Genomic DNA, 24,830 nt, shown 5'->3' with positions numbered 1-24,830 from the left:
CATACATTCTCCTGCTGTATAAGTTTTAGCGGTGTAATTAAATTACATTCACATAATTGATTAATTAATTATTGTCCCTTTGGATCATTGATATATGGGATGAAAAAATCCTGCTCAATTTACAGCAGGATGGGGCATATCTGGTTAATTATATGTTAAAGCATATGTTATTACCGGGATTTTTTTTGCAGGGAAAATCAATAATATACTATCCTTTACAATTTTAATACGGTACTGTCATGCATACACTGTTATTTTTATTAGAGTGTATCTCCTATCCCTATCTCTGCAGCAAGCGCCGGGTATCTTGCTTTCAGATCTTCCAGGATTAATGATAAATGGGTTCCGATATTCACATAGGCAGTGGTCTTCCCCTGGAATTGCACACCGGATACCGACATGGATGCCCGGTGTAAGGCCACTACCTCCCACTGGTCGTTCAATACCGGCGAACCGGAAGTACCGGCTTCCGTATCTGTAAAGTAACGCAGCTCATTAGCAGTAGAGGAGCTTACAAGATTATTTCGGATGGCATAACGCTTACCACGCCCGCCGGGGTGCTGAATAATATTCACGGGAATAGGTTCATTATTATAGGTAAGCTTTTGCGCGGTGTACCGCAGCGGGCTTCTGCCGGTATCCGGCACCCGTATAATGGCATAATCCAGGCCGGGCTCCCAGGCTTCCAGCGCCGTTACCTGGATGGTGCTGCCTGCTTCCATTTCATCTGCATCAAAATCCAGCAATGCCTGCGTGCCTTTTGCCTGCAGCTGCAGGTCAGCTTCCGAAGCATTGCCCTCACTATCTTTCCGCGCATTAATAACGTGATGGTTTGTCATAATAAGCGATGACGTGAGCAGCCAGCCGGTACCTAAGAAATTCACGGGCTGCCCATTCGCCAGCTTGCGGGGCTGACCGTTCTGAAAACCCGGCACCTTTAGCTTTAATACAGCAGGCGCCGCTTTTACACCCGCTTCCATAAAGGCAAAGGTGACCATATCATCTGCATGAATGATTTGTTCCTTTATTTCCTTGATGTTTTCCACATCAGGCCTGGGAGCGCCGGTGGCCCGTTGGGTCACCAGGTCCAGTATAGCCCTTACCGTTACTTCATTTTGTCCGGCCCCGTACAGCAGGAAGGCTGCATTCTGCAGGTATTGCTGCAACGGCACCACGCCGGAGGTAAGCCGTTCCACGTCATTCATGTACCCAATATCCACCATCATTTGGGCAGCCGGTGCACCTGCCTGCGGAAAAACGGCTACAAATCTTCTGTCAATGGATTGCAGCAATGCAATGCGGCTCCCAGCCGGGTCCAGGCTGCCTATAAGCGCATCAGCCAGTTTCAGGATCTCCTGTTGTGTAAGTAATGCCATTAAACTAAGCTTTCGTATAAATAATTATCTTCCTCCTGTTCCCAGCTTTCCCGGTATTCATCCAGGCCACGGAGGTTTTCAGTGGTCAGTATGTCAAGCGTAGGGTTGAAACCGTGTATGTTAAAGCTTTCCAGCTGCCTCCTGGTTTTAGGATATTCATCACCTAAGAGTGGAATAGCCAGCTCAATTACAAAGGGCACCGTATAGGCATTGCTTTCGTTTATGCGTTCACAGGCAGCGTTTAGCCTGAAACGTAAAGCCGGGATAATATTACTGTTACTTAAATGGTAGGCATCCTGGATCATCAGCCGGTGGCAGAGGATCTGGATAAGGGGAATGGGATTGGCTGAACCGGCAACGGATTGCGCAGCCTGTTCCAGCCTTGCATCGGCAGCCTGCGGATCTTTCCGGAGTAATGCCACCTGCGACTGCAGCCAGAACAATTCCGCCAGGCGGCCTCGGTTCGTGGAGCGGGATACCTTCTCTATCCCCTGTTCCAGCACATCCCACGCCCGCTTGTTATTTTCTGTGAGCATGTATACTTTCGCTTCCAGCGCAAAAAGCGGACTTTGTTCCGAGCGGTCTTTCCGTTCGCCTAATAATTCCAGCGCCCATTTAAACTGCAGCTCCTTTAATGCGCGTTTAACCTTACGCGTTATATTTCGTTCCCAATCCATGATATCTGCATTGGCATAAATATCACGGGGCACTTCAAGGGCCATCCTGGAAGCCAGCCAAACTTTAACATGGTCCGGGTATTCTTCCAGGTTAGAGGCTATGGATTGCTCAATACCCTTTGTCCAGCGCTGGTCAAGCTGGTAATAGCTGTCTTCACCCAGGGCCAGGCGGTGATACATTTCTTCCGCGCGCGCCTCAATAGTTTCCTGCCCTGCGTAAAAAGCAATGGCGGCATTATGCAGCGTACGTACTTCAGCGTATTTATCCTGCTTCAGCAGCCGGATCATGGATTGCCGGATCTCCGGGCGGTATACCAGGGTACCGGCGTCGCCCAATGTTACCAGCGCATGCTCCCGTTTTAATGCTTCAAAAAGCGCTTCTGCTTCCGTTATACTTCCAATGGCTATTTTGCAAACAGGAGCCAGCACATATAATATTATTGCAGGACTGGTAATGCGTAGCACCATGCCGGGATGCGCCAGCTTACGCACCTCCTCATTATGGATATGATCCAGGATCCTTTTGTATAGCTGCCCCTGTATGATCTGCTCATCCAGCCGGAAGAACATCCAGTTGGATGTGCTCAGGTTCTTAATGCCTGAAGTGCCTGCAGCGCTGGTGTCGGATGTAATTAAGTTGGCTGCAAGCCGCAGCGATAAAGGATTGCCGCCCACCTGGCCGGCAACGGCTTTTGCAATGGTTCCATCTGTAATGCCAAGGGCCTGCAGCAACGCAATGCTGTCCGCCTGGTCCAGCCGTTCCAGCGCCAGCTCCTGCAAAGCATCTTTATCAACTCCCAGATCTGCAACGGGTGTTCGGCCTGCAATAATTACAGAGAGCAGGGAAAACTCCATTTGAATAATACGAAGCATGTGCCAGAAGGCGCTCAGGCTTTCACGATCGCGGTACTGTACCTCCTCAAAAGTATCCAGTACAATTAATACCGGGAGCGGGCTTTTGGGGTTGTTATGTTTTGAAATAATATCCAGTAGCGATGCAAATTCACCATAGAGCGTTTCATCTGCTGTACGGTATGCGTTCAGGCGAATAGTACGGGTAGCCGATATATCTCCGCGGTTATTTATTGCACCCTGGCCATCCCGGTAGTCGCGCACCACATCATTGAACTGTATGAACGCGGCGGCAAGCTCCGGCAGCTGCAATGCCAGCTGCGCAGCCACTTCCACCAGTATTGTAAAGGGCGTTTCAATGCGCAGGTTAGGCTGGTCAAAGGCCAGGTAAGCAAAGGGGATCTTTTTCTTACTGTCACCCCCCTGGAAATTCTCCCACAGCAAACGGCCTACCAGCGCCGATTTCCCAATACCGCCCGGACCATGTATGGCCAGTATGGGTTTCTTTTTAGAGGTGAACCAGTCCAGTATGGAAGTGGAGGCATTGCCTATATGCTGGTTCAGGGTACGCAGCTCCTTTTTACGCCCGGTAAAGTTGGAAATAACCAGGTGCTCAAAACTTGCCAGCACGCTTTTCCGGTGTAACAACAGCAGTACATCGGCCTGGGAAGGCAGGCTGTCGTCTGTTCCTCCCAGCCAGCTAAGTACCTGGCACAAACAGTTCAGCTGTTTATAGCCCAATTTTTCCGGCGGCGGTATGGTACCGGTGGAGAGGTAGCCTTCCCATAGCTTTTGCACTTCGGTCATCAAACGACCCGGGTTGGCCTGTAAGGCGGCCTGCATGGCTGTTCTGGATGGGAACTTGCGCAATGCCTCCTGCCTTGTAGCAGGCTTTAGGGTAAAAAGGCCTTCTGATAATCCGCCGGCAGCCGGTACAACATAGTCATACAATAATACCCGGGGATGCGGGTGCGTTACGGTACTATCAAGCGGCTGCAGGGAATCACAAACAAAACAATGCAGCACGGCTGCTGCCTGCAGGTAAGCCCATAACAGCTGATCATCACCCGTTGTTCCCTTTTGCTGGCGTTCATCCAGCTTGCTGGTATATTTTGCAATGATCCTGGCAGTAATATCTGATGATGACATAACATTAAATTTCGTTGAGAGAATCTTTCAGAGCGTCCAGTCTTTGCTCCAGCTCATTCATACGTTCCGCGCGGTCTTTTGGCAAACCGGTAAGAACCTGCAGCAGCACGGCCTCGAAATCAATGCCGGGTACGCCTGCAAAGATCACGCTCAGCTCATTTACCGCACGCAAAAGCACTCTTAAGCGCTGGTTCAGCTCATACATTTTCTCCGGTGCTTTAGGAAGATCCGTGCAGACATAGGCGGCCAGGTGCTGTACATTAAAAGTGTAGCCGGATGCTCTTTTCATTATTTCATCTACTGCAAATTCCACATCGTTGGCTGTGCAGGGTTGTATCCGTTCTTCCTCTACCTTGCCGGGATCCACGGTGAGTACCGCCCGGTCAAATCCTATCAGTATCAGCCGGCATTTCTGCGCAAATACGCCTGTAGTGATCCGGTCTGAAAGGGCTACCAGAAAGTTCCGGGTTGCCGGCAGCAGCATATCCCCGCGAAAGTTGTCTAAAACAAACCAGTGCTGTGAAGGGGTTTGCGATGCTTCATTCAGCACCCAGCCTGCCAGCTGCCGGGCATACAGGTTTAAATTGGTTTCAGGTGCGGGCATGCTGGTGAGCGACCGGCCCATCTGGTACACCAGGTCCATAGCCACTTCCCGGGGCCCCATTGACAGGCCCAACTCAGGGTCCAATGAAAGCCGGTAGGTAATGATGGACTTAATGTTTGAAAAGTGCTCTATATAATTTGTGGAGTACGATTTCCCGCATTGGGTGTCCCCGTTCACTACCAGTATGGGCTGCAGGTTAGCACCGGCAGTGGACAGCCGGTGCAGGTGCGAGCGTAGTGTTTTCCGGTTCACAAACGGGGTGCTGTTATTCAGCACGGTCTGGTCAAGCGGGTCTGCAGCCGGGGGCGGCTGGCGCCGTGAGCGTTCCCAGATCTCTGCTATCTTGGCATCTACAATCGTCAGTTGATAGATTTCCAGCAAGCGCTCCATCCAGGTAGGTGTGTGGTCCCAGCCGTCGTTTATGCATAAGCGTACGGCATCCATGGCTATTTCACGGGCTTTCCCCTGTACCAGGTCTTCAGCAAATGTAGTGTTCATAAAAAAGAGTACCAGCGCGGTCCTGGGTCTTTCTTCCAGTATCAGGCGGCTGGTGAGCACTTCTATTACATAGTCTTTATCGTTTTCAGATAACATAAGTATTAATTTATGCGTCATACCATTCCTGCCAGCTTACACGGCGCATGCCCGGGGGTGCAGGCTCATTTTCACCCGCTATCAGCGGGGTAATTTCCGGCGCATGGGCGATGGGCTTTGTTAGATTGTTCCAGTCAAACATAAATACTGCGGTATAGTACGCGGCTATTTCCGGGGAAAAGAATACCAGGCTGGTATCCCGGTTGTATTGCGTACCGTCAGAAGACCAGTTGTTGCTGCCTACCACCGCTATTTTACCATCAATGAGAATACCCTTGTTATGTACTTTGCTGCTTTGCCGGCGGAACATGTTTCTTTTCCATTTACGGGTACCGATCAGCAGATCGGAGTGCTCTGCTTTCTGGCTGGGGCCAGCAATTACTTTTACATCCAGGCCATCTTCCATCTTTTGGGCAATAGCGGCAATGATCCGGTCAAATATTTCTGTTGAAGGCTGGCGTATGTAAGAGAATTGCAGATACAGGGATTCCTCTGCTGCTTCAATCAGCTTCAATACTTCCGCTGCATAATTATCGGGGCTCATTAACGGTTTCACTCTCACAGTCTCACCATTTGTATAAAAGGTTGCTGCTGCAAAGGGCTGTGGCTGTATCACCGCTGCTTCCGCTTCGGCCAGGGCCTCCGGTACAAAAAGATCCGGCGGCTCAAAAAAAGCTTCCTCCGTTACTGCACCTATGGCCTGCCGCATATCATAGCGGATAAATTTTTCGTACATCTTTGCCAAAGACCCGTCTTCAATGATCACATGCCATTCCCGGTTACCTTCCTTATACAGGAACTGCTCATTTCCGGGTGCTATCAGGGGCTGGCTGTGAGGGCTCCAGTTGCCGCTGGAAAGCCAGAAAGCGCTGGAATCACGCACCGCAACCTTGGTATGGTACGAGTTATTAAAAATACGGTTAGCGCCGGATACGGATGCTTTTACAAATTCCAATCTTTCGCCCCAGCTTTGTGAAAGCGTATCTGCTATATCGCGGTCATTCTTATCTACCTGTAAGATCATGCTGAGCGTAGCGCCCCGCTCCTGCCCTAAGGTGGTAATGGTATCAATAATATGCGCTGCATAAAACTCGTACATGGCCACGGTAAGGCTGGTGGTGGTGCCTTCAAGGAAAGGCTGCAGGGTGGTCCAGCCGGAATCCGGCCCCACATGGCAAGTCACATGCTGCACGTCCATTTCCGTTAGCGCTACCTCGTTGGGATCCGGCGGCTGGTAATTAATATGGGGAACTGCTTCCGGGCTATACCCTTCCCATATGGAGAGTGGTATTACGCCGCCTTCTGCCAGGTCCAGCGGGGAGGCTGTTTCAGTTTCAAGAGGTATGCCTTCCAGGCTTTCCGGCAGGGGCACTATACCGGCATCCGGTTTTGTTACCACTACTATTACCGGTACAGGATCTTCTCCACGGTTACTTTTACTGAATCCCGGACGTACACCAAATACACCGGGTATGGTTAACAGTGCTTCCCGGTTGGCTTTAATTACCGCAATCACCGGTGCAAATATGTCGGGGCTTACCGGTAATATTTCTTCCATTGTTTGCATTGCTATTCTTTTGGGATCTGTGATGAATTATGTTCTTTTCCAGCTTTCCAGGTTCGAGAAAACCTGGGACGATATCCTGGTGCCGGAGTTGGCCGTATTGCCGCCGTAGGTATGTATGGCCACTGCTTTCCGCTGTCCGCCCTTAATGATGTACACGCCTGCGCCGCTTTGCCCGCCTGCAGTATCTGCTGCGTAAAAAACCTTGTCGGTGTTCACACTGCCTATCTGCCTGTTATCATACCATAAAGTGCCTGGGGGCTTATCGCCCGGGTAGCCTTCAATGTTGGCGATGGATGCCAGTAACAGGTTATCGTCATACACGCCAAAACCCATATATCCCAGCTCCTCCTCAAAGGGGGCCGGTAAAATAATGGCGCCGTAATCGTAATGCTCCAGTCCTTTTTCACCCCATCCCTGCACGGTCCAGAACTCCGTAGCGGTTTTACCGCCAAAGGGCAGCTCTGTACCATTACGGCCGGGCATTACCTGTATCTTTTTTACCCAGCCGTCGCGGGCAGGCATACCGCTGTTCTTGATATATACACAATGTCCTGCGGTGATCAGTGTGCGCGGGCTTATGAACCAGCCGGTACCTATCCATTGCGTATTATCGGCTGCGGTGATCAGCAGGGAAGCTGTTGCGCGCCAGGGATATTTTCTGGTATCTGTGATCTGTACGCGTTCATCGGCGCCTATCACAACCTCCCTGATGGGACTTTCACCGAAAGAGGCATTGCCAATATCCGCCAGGCCTGACAGGTCCGGAACATTAAATGAGGTATCGTCCTCTGTAGTAAATTCCGGTATAATGCGCGGTATATATTCTATTTCCGCGCCGTCTGTTATAGGCCATATATCGCCATAGCCGGGCGATCCGGGCGATTCCATGGGCACTATTACAGATGATTCAGAGGTAATAATATTTGTTATAGGGGCATGCAATCCTGTCACAGGTACTACATCAGGCATGATAAATAGGTTTGCTGATAAATTTAAATGGGGTGATGTTAAAAATTGATCCGTTCGGGGAAATAGAGCCGGCTGAAATGGGGTATTGATTCCTTATAAAAATAGTTAATAACGATAAGAATGGGAAATTTTTTTTATGATAGAGAAAGGCCCGGAGCGGGCTATAGAAAGGAAGTGGTTAAACATAATGCGCTAAATAATAATTTCTATATAATAGCTATATGAACAATTAACAGATGCCTTTTGTATTCATAACAGGGGACCATAGTAAACAGACCGTTGCAAGAACCAGCATTTAATATAAGTGGAAACCGTTTTGTAACCTCAAGCCGTGCTTATGCCAATTTACCTGTCTTGCCTGCTGGCCTGGCTTTTGTATAGCCTGTTCAATACTTTGTCAAAAAAGTTGAATGCATTAAGTGGCTCTCAAGCTGCAGTTGCCAGGCTTACCTGGTTTGCATTTAGTTCCTATGTCCGCAAGTTTTCTCTTATGGCGGCTATTGTCTATACACTTCTGGCGGTATTGGTTTTTATGCTCAATAATTTAACAGGCATCAGTGAAAACATTGTGCTTGCCCGTATGCTGTTTGCCCCTCTAACCGCATTAAAACACTTTCATGATGCGTTTAATGAAACCTGGAAATGGATAGACCTGGCAGTACTGCCTGTTCTGGCGTTGATAATTATTTACAGCGTTATCAGCAACCATATCAGGGAACATGTCCGGCAGCGTCCCGAAGGCGGAGCGCTCGCTTTCTTTACATCCGCCGGCATGCACAGCCGTGTTAACAAAACACATACTGCGCTCTCTATCATCGCCGGTATAATATTACTGGCTTCGCTTTTTATATTACAGGCCATCCAGCTACCATTTGCCACGGTAAACGCACGTTACAACCTGGAAAATATTATTGTTGCAAACCGCATCCAAACCCTGGATGAAAAGTGGAACCTGCGCTTCCCTCCGGATGCGCAAAAGAAGGCGCCCCTGTCCGCAGATCTGAGTGCTGATATTGCCAGGTTAAGCCGTATCATGGAACGGGAAATCATGCGCTCTTTTTTGCAGGATAGCGTAAGCCTGGATAGCATACAGCAGTTCCGGTTAGCGAGCACCCAGGTAAGGCAAAACTTATTAAGGGCATACGTGGCACAGAAACAGATCGCTGCAGATCCGCATGCTTATGAGCTTAGCAACCCGTTTCAGAACTTTGAGGCTAACAGCCCCTCTCCCGCAGCTACCAGTTTCATTAAAGCCTATGCATTTCACGCAGCGCAGACTGGCCCTGTTACCGGCTTTGGCAAAAAAATAGAGGCCGGCCTTAGCACCGCAGTTAGCCGGCTAAACGCCCGGGAGCAACAATTGTTCCGCACACAGCTCAGGGATTTTTACAGCACGTATAACGATCAGGTAACAATCGATGATGTAATTACCATGAGCTTTGAAAATCTGCACGACAGTCTGGCTGATAACTGGTCAAAAGAAATACTTAAGGATCTGTTAGGAGAACCGGTTTTTCTAAGGTTTTTCACCGGCGCCTTTCCCCGCAGCTTTCAGAAAGCATTTGATAATATCCTGGAAATGAAGGCCATAGAATTTTTAACAGCTCTTTTCATTGATCACAAAATCGTGATGGCATCTATCCATAACATCCGGCATACGCCTGCGGGTACAGTGATTTCGGATCATCTCACAAAAATTAAGGACCATCTGAAAAAGCATTCCCTTCCTTTTGAGAAGATGAACAACGCCATCAGGCAGGCGCCGCCCGCTATGATCTATAGCCGCATGCAGGAGCCGGAATACCAGATGACCGAAAGCCGGCTGGATGCATATGTGGAAAAAGCGGCTAACCCCCAGGTAAGGCCCTATATCAAAGCCGCTTATGCCGGCGGACTAAGCACCTATGAAGATTACTTTCCCAATTCCCTGCAATCTTCAGCTCCTACGCATTATGCTGTGATCATGAAACCCTTGAAGCGGTTCTCGCCCAACAGCATTGTTGCCTTTACCCGTGAGGAAGCTTTTGATAACTCCTTTAGCTTTTCCAATCTTTCCGCTAACCCCTGGATCGGCGGGGTGCTGATAGGGCGTGATCCGGAGAAGGCTCCCATAGCACTAGACATCCGGGACATGCAATGGGAGGATTTCACAGGCTTTGTAAATATTACCCTTATTGATGCAGCGGGTAAAAAGTATAACCTGGGCCGCTTCCCTAAACCTGTTATTGCGCAGGCCATGGCCTATGCTGCTGATGCCAGGCCCGTGGCCGCTACCATGATCAACTGTACAGATGGCGCACTGCCTCTAAGAGTGCTGGTGCATCCGGCGCTGGTAAATACCCCGCTGGGTTGTAACCTCATCAGCATGGACCGTTTTGTAGATACCTATGCATACAATGAACCTTCCGGCCAGGTGCGGTATGCGTTGCTGCAGTTCCGCTATCAGAAGTTCATGTATGATGCATGCGCCTATTACCTCATCTTTAAAAGGCATCTTTATGAGGGTACGGAAAACTACCTGGTGGAAGGTCCTTACAAACAATTCACCGGTTTTGTTATTAGTAATTATGCGTTATTAAAGGAGAAATTATTAAATGGCCGTGTATTTAACGATCCCCTGCTCTCCCCTATGCGGGTTAAAAAAAACTACTACCATCAATACCTGATTGATCTCATAGTAACCCACCTGGCCGGCAGCGCTACAGGGGAAGAATTTTTTAACAAAATAAACGCTGGTTTTCCGGGAAATATGAGCGCTGGAGATATCCTGATCACACAATCGGAGATCCGGTCTGGTGTGCGGGAGAATGCTTATTTATTGGATCCAGACCTTCGCTCCCTAATGTTGCCTGCAGATGATAATCTATTAACTTTTATTGAGCAAGTGGCCTATAATAAAAGCCGGTTCTGTAAAAAGGATCTTCATCCGGAGGCGGATAATAGCCCCTGGGCGTTTCCTTATCTTCAACCGGATAATATGATCCGAAAAACCATTGACCAGCACCTACAGTCAGGCATCAATAAAGAGATCATGGACAACGCGCTGGCGTTCACTATTGCGCAACGCCTGTTCCGGAATGCTTTTTCCGGTGGCTTGGGCTTGGGTTTTCCGCTGTCGCGGATGGAGGGGTTAATGGAGGTGTGCGTTGGCGGTGTGGGATATGTGAAAACGCCGGAGTGGAGTGCCGGATATCAATCGCTGCCGGGGATGGATAAGGAGGTGTTTGATATAATGGGGGTTAGTAGTGAGGAGAATGAGCGGGCGTGCAGGTGAAACTTTAGCTATAGAACCTTGCTTTTCATCAGCAATCTGAATACATACTCCGGAAGATGTAATCAAGCCCGAGGTACAATTTTTAAAAACGCATTAAAGATCAGTGCACACCTCATATTAACACACAATTAACCATATAATAAAACGATTATCATAATTTCCCGGATCAATCCCCTTACGTACAGATAGCCATACACAGAATGAATAAAGCGTTCAATTTTCACATCAGATTCACTTGATCCAAGGATATGTATCCCCGTAAATTTGCTTTCTTTTTTTCCTTTTTCCTTTTTACAACATTAATTACAGAAAGCTTACACGGCTATGCGCAGGGAAAAGATGCCAGGATAACCATAACCTGCGAAAATCTAACCATAGGCGACTTCTTTAATGCAGTATGGGAACAAACCCGTTTGCAAGCCTTCTTTAGGGACCAGCAGCTAAGCAGCGCAGACAGGATTACTGTAACATTTAAAGACGAACCGCTGGATAATGTACTGGCCTATTTACTATGGAAGAAGGATCTGACCTGGTATTACAGGGATAAGATCGTTTATATTCTGCCAAGAAGATCAGGTGATCCTCTGTTAGGCCGGATGCCGAAAAGTATTACGCGACCAGTAACTGGAACCGTACGGGATAATAATGGCGCACCCATTAAAAATATCCTCGTTGCGATTAGATCCTCATTTAAAGGCACCAGGACAGATGAAAATGGCCGGTTCTGGTTAAAAGACATTAAACCGGATACCCGTCTTGAAACACGTTCTTTCCTCTATACTAATAAAGAGGTGGTCGCAAAAGAGGATACCATTAATATACAGTTAGATCCGTACGTTGCAAATCTTGACCCAATAACCGTAGTAGGATATTCAAAACGAACGCTTACCGGGAATATTGGCGGGGTAAAGGAGGAAGATATTACTGCACAACCAATTTCCAACCCACTTTTTGCATTACAGGGCCGCGTACCCGGGTTATATATTACAGCCATCAGCGGGCTGCCGGGCAGCAGTCTTACCATGCGTTTGCGTGGAAGGAACAGCATAGAAAGCAGAACAGATCCGCTGATAATATATGATGGCATGCCTTTCTTCTCCGAACAGTCCAATGTAGATGCGGCTAACATTCTTGCAAGCGGCGCAGGATTAGGCGCCAATGTTGCCGCCAGCCCGTTAAATCTGGTAAATGTGTATGATATTGCCAGTATATCTGTATTGAAAGATGCAGATGCTACCGCCATCTACGGTACCCGTGGGGCTAACGGAGTAATAGTTATTACCGGTAAAACGCCTAAAGAAGATATGAAAGGGATGACGTTAAATGTTTATTCAGGCATTGCAGAAGCGAGCCATTTGGTTAAATACCTGAATACGCAGCAATATTTAACAATGCGGCGGGAAGCATTGCGCAATGAGGGCCGGCCTGCCAATCCTTATGACGATTATGACCTTACCCTGTGGGATACCACACGCTATACCAACTGGCAAAAGACGCTGATAGGCGGAACGGGATATGTTACAAATGCAAACATGGAAATGTCGGCCGCAGGTAAAACCAGCAGTTACCGGCTAAGCGGCCTGTATCGGCGTGAAAGCACTCTTTATCCTTCTAAAGAATTTAACTATACAAAGCGGGCGTTACGGTTTCAATACAACCTCGGCTCCCTCAATAAAAAATTCAATGCAGCTCTTTCCGGAAATTATACAGCTGACCGGAATAAGCTACCCTCTATTGACCTTACCCGGCTTTCCGCTTTACCCCCCAATACGCCGGATATTTATGTTAACGGCGCCCTCAACTTTGCAAGGGGAAATTTTGATAACCCTTACGGTTATGTGCTCCGGACTGACAAAGCCAATTCACATATTACACGTGTTAATGGTACTTTTAGTTATCGGATACTACAAGGTCTCTCGGTTACATCCACGCTGGGTTACGGCTTCTTCAACATTAATGAAACACAGGTCAATCCTTCAAACTCATTCTATCTAAGAAATGGCCAGTTCCGTTATAGCTATTTTGCAGATACCAAATTATCTAACCTGATTGCAGAGCTCCAGGCCTTATGGAAAAAAACGATTGGAAAAGAACAATTTGATATGTTGATCGGGACCACCTTTCAAAAAGACGGGAAAACAGCAAACAATTATTTTGGTATGGGCTATACGGACGACACAAAGCTGGAAGATAAAAACGCCTCAGCAATACTGGATACCTTTAGCCAAACCAGGCATAACTATCGTTACATATCCTGGTACGCGCACATCGGCTATAAGCATAATGACAAATATCTGCTGAATATAACCATTAATAGGGACGGCTCCACCAGGCTATCTTCCATGGGAAGATACGGCAATTTCGGAACCATTGCGGCCGGATGGATCTTCAGCCGTGAAAGCTGGCTGATACCAAACCGTATCCTGAGCTTTGGTAAATTGCGCAGCAGCCTGGGAATAACAGGCAATGACAGATGGACACTCGATGAAAGCAAAACCTCTTTCCTGCCTATTTCACTTGCAGCAGGCAATGTCAGCGCTTTCCCCCCTAAGAATTATATCTGGGAAAAAATACGAAAAGCCGAAGCAGGACTTGATCTTGCTTTTTTCAACGATCAGCTGTCAGTGAACTTTAGTGTATATCATAACCGCAGCACTAATCAGATCCTCACATTAAATTCATATACCTTCAACGGTTATGAAAAAAGCCCGGTGAATTATCCTGCAGTAGTGGAAAATAAAGGCATGGAGGTAGAGATCATCTCCAATAACGTAAGATCTGATAAGCTCACCTGGATTACTAATTTTAATATCAGTTTTCCCAGAACAGTGCTGAAAGCATTCCCATACCTTGAAATGACGTCCTACAACAACTACTACTCAGTAGGGCTGCCGCTTGATATGTTTAAAGGGGCTCATATACTCGGGGTGGATCCTAAGAACGGGATCTACCAGTTTGAAGATAAGAATGGAGATGGAATTACTCCTGATGATCTCATGCATGGCAAGAGCATCGGACCTACCCTGTATGGCGGGATACAAAATAATATCCGGTGGAAAGGTTGGGAAATTGAATTTCTTTTCCGCTTTGTCAGGCAAAACAATTACAACCATGAATATGCCAGCTCCTTTATTCCTCCGGGTGCTATACGCAACCAACCCAGTACCATCTTAGACCGCTGGCAACATCCGGGAGATGCAGCCAATATGCAGCAATTTGCCAGTTCAATATCCACACCTGCAGGAAAGGCTTTCAGCATTGCCACTACAAGTGACCGGCGAATAACTGATGCTTCTTATATAAGGATGCAGTCATTATCCATTGCCTGCCATCTTTCTAAAAAATGGATGCAAAAAATTAAGATAAAAAGCAGCAAATTATTTGTACAGGGGCAAAATCTGTTTACAATTACCAAATATACCGGTCTGGATCCTGAAACTACAGCACCCACAGAAACATATCCTCCACCCAGAGTGGTTACCGCCGGATTACAAATAGCATTTTAAGAACAAGGGGTAAAAAACACAACATAGGAATTACCTGGAAGTAATATGCAAGGTATCACCGGAAAGATAATAGTCAAATTTAATGAGTCCTCTCATGTTATCTATATTGCACTTGAAACCAATTGATCTATCGATCATGCCCGTAAAATTTTTATCCAATAACCGCTCGTCATCAATAACAATGCGGGTATCGAACAGTCTTTCCAGCATAGCGGCTATAGACTTTAAATTCTCATTACGGAAAGGGTATATTCCCTGTTGCCATGCTGCCGCATTCACCGTCCAGCGCCCCAGCTCAAAGGCCCCGCCAGGTCCATAAGCCAGCTCTTCGCCCGCTTTTACTATAACGTCTTTGTTCAATGCCTTAAAGCGGATCTTTCCCTGAACAAGTGAGATCTTTATTACTCCGGAGTCATAGGTATTAACATTGAATGCTGTGCCCAGCACCTCAATAGTGATGTAAGATGTAGTAATGATGAATGGCCTGCGGTCAGGCGACACATTAAAATAGGCCTCACCTTTGAAGTCCACTTTCCGGTTGCTTTTTGTGAACTGTACCTCCATGCGGGAATCCGAATTAATGTGTATTGTAGATCCATCCGGTAGGCTAACGTTATCTTCCTGTCCTCTTGGCACTACCAGGGTGCGAATAGCGCTATCTTTCCGGCTACCACCATAAGAAACCAGCATTGTACTTTCTTTGTCAAGTGTAGGCAAAACGTAATTAATCCCCAAAATACCGGAAATGATCAGCATCAGCACAGCTGCTGCGACCCTCACAATCCCAATACGGCGCGCATACTTTTTTCGTTCAACGACAGCATTATACTCAAATTTAAAATCAAATTGGGAAGCCGCTTCTGGGATTCCATGCTCTGATTTAACTTCTCTTTGCTGCGGTTTCTGTTCATTATCCTTTTTCTGCGTTATTGTTGAGCTATTACTCAGGATAGCCTTTAAATCATTTATCACTTTCTCTGCTGAGTAATTTTCTTTAATTGCTGTTTCCACTTTTGTTTGCAATTCCTCTAACTCCAAACGAATTTCGGGGAACGGCCTACCAGATAACCCTACTTTAATTATTTCTTTTGCTTCCTGGAATAGTCCAATGTTATAAGCAAGTGTTGCTGCGCTTCTGCATAATACACCTCTTGTTGGCTCCTTATCCAGTTCGTCGATCAACGCTTGTGCTGCCTCATTCTCTAACATGAAAGCGTCGGAGGTGAACTTAACGAATAGCGCTTCCTGATGGCTAAGTAAATACTCATCTGCTATTTTAGCCAATTTCATTGCTTCAATATGAAGATCCTTAATGTTTTTCATTTTTTTGAAAAGATTGCTTTAGGAGTTGCAATTTCCACTATTGAAACATAGGCGGGGAGATTCGAGCTATCACTTCGGTTCATCTGCTTTTTCTTGCTGGTTTGTCTCTTCATTGCCTTATTAGATTTCGACTCAGTCTTAATTCCTGAAATCTCAATCCTTGCCTGCAAAAAGTTCAACGGATCATACAGTTCATGCAGCTCATCATAAGAAAGCCAAAAATCAACTCCTGTTCCAATTTTTGATTCCATTACAACAGTATACTCTGTGCATTCCCTTACCAGAAAGAATGAAATTGCCTCTGCTGCCTTTTCTACAATTTTTTTGGGCTCCTGATATCCGCCTTTTTTAACCTCTTTACTCCAAATAAGTTCATATTCATTTTGATGGTCTCCCAAAACTTTGAGTATACATCCTGATTTGTGGGTTTCATTTTCAAGGGCAACTATGCAATATTCAGCCAGCGTATCACATTGAGTAGCACTAATATTAGGATGAACTATTTCCCCTAATTGCTCAATATTGAAAAAAGCCATAATACCATGTTTAAATCGGGGTTTATGAAACTTTGATCCATAAAACGAGTTTTAAAATAGACAGTGTAAGATCAAATTTTTACTAAATTATAACCCTCCAGGACAACTACAACAGCTAAAGGGCGGGTCCGGAAGTTTACCTTTTTGTATGCCGGCCGTTTGAGGCCGTCTACTTTTAGATTAGCTCTTCAACTTTCAGTTCCTGCTCTTTTAGTTTGAGCTGTGTTTCATTGAGGCGGATTGTCCGGGGGGGTATTGGGGAAGTACTCCATTTTGGGGGTTTATTGTTTATTGGTTATAAGTCCATTCTAAGGCACATAATAACCTTTTACATTTATGTTATCTTCAGATATAATCATTAGCTATTAAATCAAGTAACCGGCAAAATAAGGTATGCTATACAGACTTTCGTTAATCTCCAGTTAACATTTCTATTTAACATCCGGTGCACTCTCATACTCCTCTTCTCCTCCATTACCCTGATTTAATTTATCCGGTGCTGAGGAACTATCATCCACTCTTCTCACAAATACAAACCGGTTTAAAAACAACCCATTCTTTCCGGGTAATGTTCTAAACGTAACCGTCATCGAATTAAGCGCTGCAGGCAGGTTCCTGACCTCCAGATCGCAAACAGGCAACAATTTAACACGTGCGGTATCTGTCTGGTTCGTATTAATCCATTGCGATACCTGGGTTTGGCCTTGCCATACGGAAAAACTGCAACCACTAGGGTATTTAACCAAGTCGGCAAACAGCGTGTATTTACCGGGAGAAATTTCATCCAGGAAAACCTTCAGCCGGGATTCATCATTTGCGGAATAAATACAGCTTCGCCCCCCAATAGGAAACATCCCGATAGCATGCAGATCTACGCTCCCCCAAATGGTATATTTCATCATCTGAGGGTAAAGCATCAGGGTATCCGGCCCCACTATCCTGGTCAGCTCATTGGTCGGCTGCTGGCTAGCATTTACCCTATCCCCATAGTAAAAACTCAGCGAGGTATAATCTACCGGGAACCCTTTTGCAGATAACCCATGCTCTATACTTTGAAAAATATTCTTTTCAAATGGGATTTTATCTGATAGGAATAACCGATATCCTCCTGTACGGCAAAGGGGCAGTGAATATTCCAAAGCGCCGTGTAAGGGTAAGCTTTGGCGGCTATCCCAGCGATCCGGGCAGGCATACCAGCCTCCATTGAAATAATCTTCCGAACCCGTTCCATGCATCCGCGCATAACCGTCTGTCGCTGTAGAATCGTCTCCTTCAAAAAAACTGGTCATTCCCGGCCTTAGTCCCTGGGCCTGCAAAATGGTACCTACATAATGCCCCCTTCCTGCTGCCTGTAACAAAACATGAAGAGGGTCTTGCGTTGAAAGTTTGTTCGTTCTCCAAAAGGAATAAAATCTGCCCTCAGCATGCGCATCTCTCTCTTGGGTGGTATAAAATATTCTAATCTTAAACTGCTCAGGCTTATGATTAGATGAGGCTTCCCGGTTTATGATCTCAATCCGGGCCGATTTGTCAAATGGCATAGGAAAATAGCAATAGTTCCGGTTATCCTGGGTACCTATTAACAAGCTATGCATGCCCGGTTCTCCAAACGCATATCCAAAGAAATCCGGGATAGGACAATACACGCCGGGTTTGTCCTCATTATCCCAGGTGATCTTGATATCCATATTCTTACTCATTCCCGCAAAAGCATTCGCGGGGTCCATCTCGATCCCCAATATTCTTCCTCCTTCCCGCATGTTAAATACGGTATCCACGCTCCCGCCAACTGAATTAACCGGAATCTCAACCGTCTGCACATTCCCCCTATAGAAGTCCTTTAGCACTCTCCTGTCCTCTCCCCATAGCGTTGCAATCTGCTTCAGGGCAATAGTATCCTCACCGCTTAATGAGCTGCTGAACTTTTTAACCGTTGTACCTTTGGGGTAAAGCCGGTATTGTATCTGGTGAAATTGCAACTTCTTCCCCCGGCAAACAATCAGGCAACGTTTCTGGAAAGGTATCGGAAAGTAACAAAACCAGCCTCCCAGCCGGCTCCCCACTAATGGTTTTACAAAAGGGAAGATCTTACCGGAAAACAGGTCGCTGTATTTTATGGACAATGCGGCATGCACCGTATCATCAATATAAAAATCTAAAGTATCTTCAGTAGGAGTAGGCGTCCATATGCGGTTAATGACCCCGCAGCCGCTTATATCGGCAATTACTAAGCTGCTGTCTGCCCGCCTGGATATATAGGAATAAGTTCCTCTGAAACCATCATCGTTTCCGCCGGTAAGGTCATAAGTAGATACCTGCTCTTCCACTGTATGCTGCCGGTATGCCGGCAAATCGGCAATATCATACAACGTCTTCAACTCATCTGATAAAGATATGGATGTGAGCTTGTGGGATAAGGATGCATTTCCCTGCGCATCAACCGGGGTCCGGGTCATCAGGATAGTTATTAGCAGCAGGAAACTCCATTTCATTTGGTAAAGTTCAATTTTATGATTAAATTATATACTACAGTCCCTCATTTCCATTAAACACCCCTCCGCATGAAATCCCATACAATCTGTTCCATCTTTATATCAACCCTGTTAGCTATTGTAGCAAGTTACACGGTATACTTTGGCTATACCACCAATTACACCACTCATGCTTTTTCACCCGCCTCATTCAAAAATCAGTATGACCATGGGGTATACAAATACCGCATCTTAAGTAAAAAAATCCTGCTTTTTACGGACAAGGCCCTGGGCGATTCTTACCCGGATGATAAGGCTGAAAGGCGATTGCTTATAATGGATACCATTGCATCGGAAAGGTTTTACTACGCCTATTATTATGTTAATAGTTTCTTTTTAATATTGGTATCCATAGTACTGGTATTGTTGCTGGATCTGGAAGGTAGTCTAAAAATGAATAATGGCGAAAAGCACCTGGTATTATTCCTGGTGCCTCTTCTTATCTGTCTTACACAATATGTAGTGTGCCCTTATGACATTTCCAGCTATTTCTTTCAGTTACTGATTATCTTTATATACTTCAAAATCTCTAATAAGTACTATTGGCTTACACTATTCCTGGTATGTTTTCTTTTGATCCTGGCAACACTTAACAGGGAATCCTCGGCTTTGACTGTATCTTTTTTGGTTGTATTAACCCTATGCAAGTTTGGGTTTACCCAAAAAACAATCATATTCAATATCTTAATAATTATCAGTTTCCTGGCAACCTATGTAGCACTTAGGTATTATATCACAGACATTAACGAGCCGAAAATATACCCTGATTTTTTATTATATAATTTACTCGTCTTTCCCCAGAATTTAGGAATCATATTCTGGGTAGTGTTTTTTTATTTATCGATGGTCATGGCCAATAGTTCTGATAATAAAATGATGATAGTTATTTACCACCTGGTGAGTTTGCCCTACATCTGGACTTGTTTTACGGCAGGTTATTTATGGGAAACACGTTTGTACATGCCGCTGTTTTTAGGTTCGCTTTGCTTTAGTAAGCTGGATCTGTCGGGGTTTAGGTTTCATCCATGGGAGTATTTGCGGGGTACAAAAATATATAAAGAGCTGAATTAAATTACATATATCGATTGTATATTATTCTAATAGTGGGGTACTATAAAAAATTGTAACGACTCCGCCTGTATTGGAAGCTTTTATTGATCCAAGATAAATACGGTTTCAATAATATAAATGTGCTACCCGACATTCAACTCTATCTCCCTGGCATACGCTATCAATCCTACTATTAATACCTGGTTAACAGTTACTCCCCAAATTTTAAATGACCTTAGCCCCCTCTTTTACAATAACAGCATATGGAACTTTCTTTAACTCAACTCAGGAACCTTCTAAAAAGTGAACCAGGCTTTAATCCGTTCTCAAAAGAATTTGCGAAAGACAGGTTGTCCGGCATTACAAATAGTTATCCTGTTATTGAACGGAGAGCTGCCGCGTTACTTTGGTTTGTGTTGACTGCCAACGATGCTTATTTGCAGATTATCGCTATTATAGAAATGTGTTTTGATGAAATCGCACTTCCAAAAGAACAATTACAAACGCTCTTTTTTCTGTTCGCCAATAAAATGTATTTTTTAGAGTTTAAACAAGTACCTGAATCATCGGTCATAGAAGAATACTTCGAAAAATTCTTTCCTGCAAACAACCTGGTTTTATTTGATGCTGAAAATGTTACCGAATTTGGTTTACATGATATTATGCAGGAGCAGGTGGAGCTCCTGGAAATTATAATACCGCTTATTTCCGAATGGGATATCAATGGTTTGCCCGGGATCAACGAAGAGTTTGTAGATGAAATACATATTCCAGATTTAATGCGGACCATTCTGTTAAACGCAGACCTGATTTACAGATTAAAAGATATTATTTATGATAAGCTGGTTTATGGCAATTATTACATAATACAGGAGAATAGCTTCAACATCAAACTGCAGCCGGAATTCCCGTCGCGTGAGATCATAAGATACGCAGCAAATATCACAGGTAGTAACCAACGGTTTGCCTATGGCACATTTCTAATGCAAAATGCAGATGAATCAGCAAACAACTCTAAACGTATCCAGGGCATCTCTGCCCCGGATGGTTTTATAAACCTTCAGGTTGTTTTGTCCGGTAGCCGTCTAATACATTTCGAGGTAGAAGCAACGCAAAAGCTTTATTACGAATACCTGATGCATATCCCGCTGTCCTGCTTTGGTAATTTAAACTTACAGCAGCTGGGAATGCTTTTTAGCCTTACTGCGGAAATATTCAATACGCTCTCTGCAACCGTTGATATTGATACACCACTGGGTGAGACACCACTGTATATCAGCGAAAATGCATTACTACATGCATTACAGGAATGCACGGGTTTTAACCGGAATGGCATAAATGCCTTTATACACTCGCTGATCAGTAATCCGGATAAGCCCTGCTTCTGTAATCAGCCTTTCTTCAAAATAGGAAACAATCTGCTAGTTTCACTATTTGCATTCTACCGCCCCAAAATCCACCTTTATTTCGACCGCTGGATGGCATTGGAAGGCTTAACGGATGTTTCAAAAAATCTGCTTTTCCACGATTATTTTATCCGGCAGCTATCCTCTAAAAAACCGAAATACAATTTCATGTATGTGCCACTTTCAAATGATTCTGGGTTAGATGAGGCGTTTAAATCCAATGCCATTTTCTCATTATCGGCCGGTATCTTATTCGCTCAGATTGTTGTATATGACTATCCGGCAGATGCATTGGCACATGAGGTTGTGTGGAAAAAACTAGAGGAAGCAGGTGCACAGTTGCAGGAAAAACGTGCCCTGCTAAAGCATTACTACGGCAGTTTATGCGAAGGGAAAGAGATAAACCTGGTAATAGTATCGAACCACGACATCTTTGAAGGGCAGAACATCAACGGTATTCCGTTAACAGGTCCCTCTGCAGTGTATAATTATGTGCATGTAGGCAAGTTCAACAATCAGGTGATTTCCGGTAAAAGAGGAAATATAAGTTCAAAAACAATAGCCGACTTCCATTATTACGACACAGATAGCACCTTTAACAAAAACATGTACTTTCATTTTAAAAGCCTCCCATCGTTTTCATTTACATTAACAGTATTGAAACTTACCGAAGCGTCTGTATTGCCGGCTTCAGCACCGCTAAAAATAAGAATGGAAATAGTAGATTTCAAAGAAAAGGAAATACAGGCACAAAGTCAGATAAGCGAGTTAAGAAATCTGTTATATTACAACTACCATCATCCGGATTACTACAGTTCATTGCTGAGCACCAATATCCAGATTAAACTCGCCGACTTTTTTTATAGGATCACACATGCTCCTTACGAAATTGTTAACCAGCGTCACGAGTTGTTAAATGCCATTATTTCATCACGAATAACAGGTATTTACCACCTAAACACGTACTTGTTCAGTTTAATAGATAAAATCCATGTCAGCCGCGAGGTCATATCCGCTAAAGTCAATATTAAACCTTCCACAACAGACGCCGGACCTTTATTAAAAAAGCTGCAAAATTATCTGCTGGGATCTGTTGATCTGCCGGAGATCCGTATCCCCCGCATCTTTACCCTTGAAGAAGAAGAGGAATTGATATCATTTGTGCGTGATATAATGATATTGACCTACCATCGAGAACCTGAGGGCCGGGATTTCCAGACAATACATATGATATTAGTTATCCTTTATGGACTAAGAGACCGCCATGATACAATGGACATATTTTATGATTGTTGTGACAGGCTCCTGTATTTATTAAATAAAACATCACAATACGAAAGGGCACGCAGCTATTGCGACGACATCCTTAAAATAGCCTTGGAAAACACGCAGCACACAAAAGCCTGGATTATTCTTTTTAACTGTTACAATAATCAAATGAATACATATGAAGCTGCCATGTATGGCAGCTTATTCTTCACTTCATTACTGTACTTGGACTCCGTGCCTTATCACTTAGCATTTAGCGGTTTTTACACATTATTAGAATATTCAGTCAATTTCGATCACTATGATATGGCTATTCAGGTATTTGAATTTTTAAACACCATTGCGTTAGATGAATATAACAAAGACCAGGTTTATACTATTTACTTTCGTCTTTTGTTAATGGAAGTTCATAGAAAACCCGAAAAGTTAGATGAAATATTCCAATACCTGGATGAACACATCATACAAATCAGCTCTTTTCACACCAGCCGGCGTTTAAGATGGTTATCTGTTTTATACCAGCTTCAACTCGCAGTTTCACTAAACTTTTACTGCACAGATAAAAATGTGGATGCTTACATTAAACAATTAGAAGAAGATATCGACCCAAATAAACTTGAGGCCTGCAGGCAGGAAATATTGGGATCAAGCGAAAAGTTAAAGCCGCTGTTAATAAAACATCTTTTAAATTCCTTTGAAACCAGAAGTGCAAATGTCCATGTCATTAATGCTAATCAAATGCTGGCACTTGCCTATAGTGTTGTCCGGTATGCCTTGCAGACCATGGATACCGAGGCCCTTTTATTAGCCGGCCTGATATTATGCGACGCAGGTTTTACTTACAGGCCGGCGGCTATGAAAGAATTCTTCAGAGGCGCTGATGCAGTTTTAGCGCACCGGTTAAATAATTACCAGCAATATGTATTATCCAACATTCACCTGGAAAAAGAACAGTTATTGCTTTGGATCTTTAAAACCGACCATAAGGTCACCTGTCTTATAATAGACGCTAACAGGCAGATCATAGTACATCAGCTGCCGGATTGGGATCTGTACAAAATAGATCCCTGGATATCCGATATTAAGAACTTCCACTTTAATGCAAAAAATCAACGGGATTATGATCTGTTTCTGCAGGAAAAGGATTACCGGGAGGTTAAGGATCTTTTTGCTTTCACTGCACTTCGTTTACCTGCGTGTGACGAGATATTTATTTGCTTCAGTACAGAACTATCCTTCACTCCACATAATTTGCTGATGAGTGATGATCTTCTTCTTGCAGAACGCCATGCAGTCTGTAACGTCATCTCCATTGAATACTTCCTGCACCATCATGCTACCGTTTACCTCCCGGTTAATTATAAAATATCCGCCTGGATTCCATCAGATGACATGAATCCAACAATCTCCTGGGGGCATAATCTCCTTGAACCTGTATTAAAAGAGGTGAATGCAGTTATTTATACGGAGCGTTATCCGGCAAGCCCGCTAAGCGGCGATTTAAATGTCTTTCTTGCCCACGGTGTCAGGGATTTAAGCGGATTTAAGGTGGTGCGTACAGCAGATACTGAAAACAGCGGCATAGACAAACCGGGAGAAATCTTTGGCAGCAGCGCAATAGCCATTCTTTTTATATGTAATGCCGGTTCATCTGAGTCCGACTTATATGCCCGTCAGATCACTTCTTTTAGTGGCGATCTGCTGAAGGCTGGATATCAAACCGTTATTGCCCCTTATTGGCCGTATGATGTAACCATGTCGCCCAGATGGCTGACAACCTTCATCAGGCACTTTAATGAAGGTTATACGGCCAGTCAATGTGCCTACTTTGCCAACAGTAGCCTTTCCACATATGATGAAAATACCGCACAGGTGTTCTATGCCCCACAGGGGCGCCTTGCGATGCATGTGTACGGAAATCCAAATCTAAGGCTAAACATTCCATAGGCATTGGAACTTCCCATAATATCAGATAGCGGAAGTTTATAAACTTTATTTACTTCTTGTATTTAATATTATGTTGTGAAATTCCGTCCAGTTTATTTTAATTCTATTCTTCTCCGCCCAGCCACTCGGCCGATACTCAAATGCTCCATGCGATATATGAATTGTTCCCAGTAGTTTCCCGTCTTTCTTAACTTTAAAAA

Annotated in this window: 11 protein-coding genes; 3 read left to right on the top strand and 8 right to left on the bottom strand. The window is 44.8% G+C overall.

Annotation, left to right across the window (positions count from 1 at the left end; translation table 11 throughout):
- Positions 1-260: 260 nt before the first annotated feature.
- Genes BMZ54_RS11025 through BMZ54_RS11005 form a run of 5 tightly spaced genes read right to left on the bottom strand, consistent with a single transcriptional unit; the run spans position 261 to position 7,788 of the window.
- Positions 261-1,376, bottom strand: coding sequence for a trypsin-like peptidase domain-containing protein (locus tag BMZ54_RS11025; protein WP_089910605.1), 1,116 nt, complete (start codon positions 1,374-1,376; stop codon positions 261-263).
- Positions 1,376-4,054 (bottom strand): ATP-binding protein, encoded by a 2,679-nt coding sequence (locus tag BMZ54_RS11020; protein ID WP_089910603.1) that lies wholly within the window; start codon positions 4,052-4,054, stop codon positions 1,376-1,378. Before BMZ54_RS11020 ends, BMZ54_RS11025 begins: the two co-directional genes overlap by 1 nt.
- Before the next feature lie 4 nt (positions 4,055-4,058).
- Positions 4,059-5,252, bottom strand: a complete 1,194-nt coding sequence (locus BMZ54_RS11015) for a hypothetical protein (RefSeq protein WP_089910600.1) — start codon at positions 5,250-5,252, stop codon at positions 4,059-4,061.
- Between the two features lie 10 nt (positions 5,253-5,262).
- On the bottom strand, positions 5,263-6,819 hold the full coding sequence (locus BMZ54_RS11010; protein ID WP_089910599.1) for a phospholipase D-like domain-containing protein: 1,557 nt from the start codon (positions 6,817-6,819) through the stop codon (positions 5,263-5,265).
- 27 nt (positions 6,820-6,846) lie between these two features.
- Entirely contained in the window at positions 6,847-7,788 is a 942-nt protein-coding gene (locus tag BMZ54_RS11005; protein WP_089910596.1) for a trypsin-like serine peptidase, read from the bottom strand.
- A gap of 490 nt (positions 7,789-8,278) precedes the next feature.
- Between BMZ54_RS11005 and BMZ54_RS11000 the strand changes: the two genes are divergently transcribed.
- Together BMZ54_RS11000 and BMZ54_RS10995 are read left to right on the top strand one after the other, a co-directional pair.
- Complete coding sequence (locus BMZ54_RS11000) at positions 8,279-11,062, top strand: hypothetical protein (RefSeq protein ID WP_143080970.1); 2,784 nt, start codon at positions 8,279-8,281, stop codon at positions 11,060-11,062.
- A gap of 248 nt (positions 11,063-11,310) precedes the next feature.
- Positions 11,311-14,568, top strand: coding sequence for a SusC/RagA family TonB-linked outer membrane protein (locus tag BMZ54_RS10995; RefSeq protein ID WP_089910591.1), 3,258 nt, complete (start codon positions 11,311-11,313; stop codon positions 14,566-14,568).
- Positions 14,569-14,598: 30 nt separating this feature from the next.
- On the opposite strand, the gene BMZ54_RS10990 is transcribed toward BMZ54_RS10995, so the two are convergent.
- From BMZ54_RS10990 to BMZ54_RS10980, 3 genes are all read right to left on the bottom strand, one after another.
- Positions 14,599-15,891, bottom strand: coding sequence for a FecR family protein (locus BMZ54_RS10990; protein WP_089910588.1), 1,293 nt, complete (start codon positions 15,889-15,891; stop codon positions 14,599-14,601).
- Entirely contained in the window at positions 15,888-16,427 is a 540-nt protein-coding gene (locus BMZ54_RS10985; protein ID WP_089910585.1) for a hypothetical protein, read from the bottom strand. Before BMZ54_RS10985 ends, BMZ54_RS10990 begins: the two co-directional genes overlap by 4 nt.
- A 431-nt stretch (positions 16,428-16,858) precedes the next feature.
- Positions 16,859-18,919: a glycoside hydrolase family 172 protein gene (locus tag BMZ54_RS10980; RefSeq protein ID WP_089910577.1), complete on the bottom strand. Its 2,061-nt coding sequence runs from the start codon at positions 18,917-18,919 to the stop codon at positions 16,859-16,861.
- 1,352 nt (positions 18,920-20,271) lie between these two features.
- On the opposite strand from BMZ54_RS10980, the gene BMZ54_RS10970 reads away from it, so the two are divergent.
- Positions 20,272-24,630 (top strand): hypothetical protein, encoded by a 4,359-nt coding sequence (locus BMZ54_RS10970; RefSeq protein WP_143080969.1) that lies wholly within the window; start codon positions 20,272-20,274, stop codon positions 24,628-24,630.
- Positions 24,631-24,830: the final 200 nt, after the last annotated feature.

The organism is Chitinophaga rupis (assembly GCF_900109685.1).
In the GTDB taxonomy this organism is placed as follows: Bacteria; Bacteroidota; Bacteroidia; order Chitinophagales; family Chitinophagaceae; genus Chitinophaga; species Chitinophaga rupis.
This window is presented reverse-complemented; position numbering and strand designations above follow the sequence as displayed.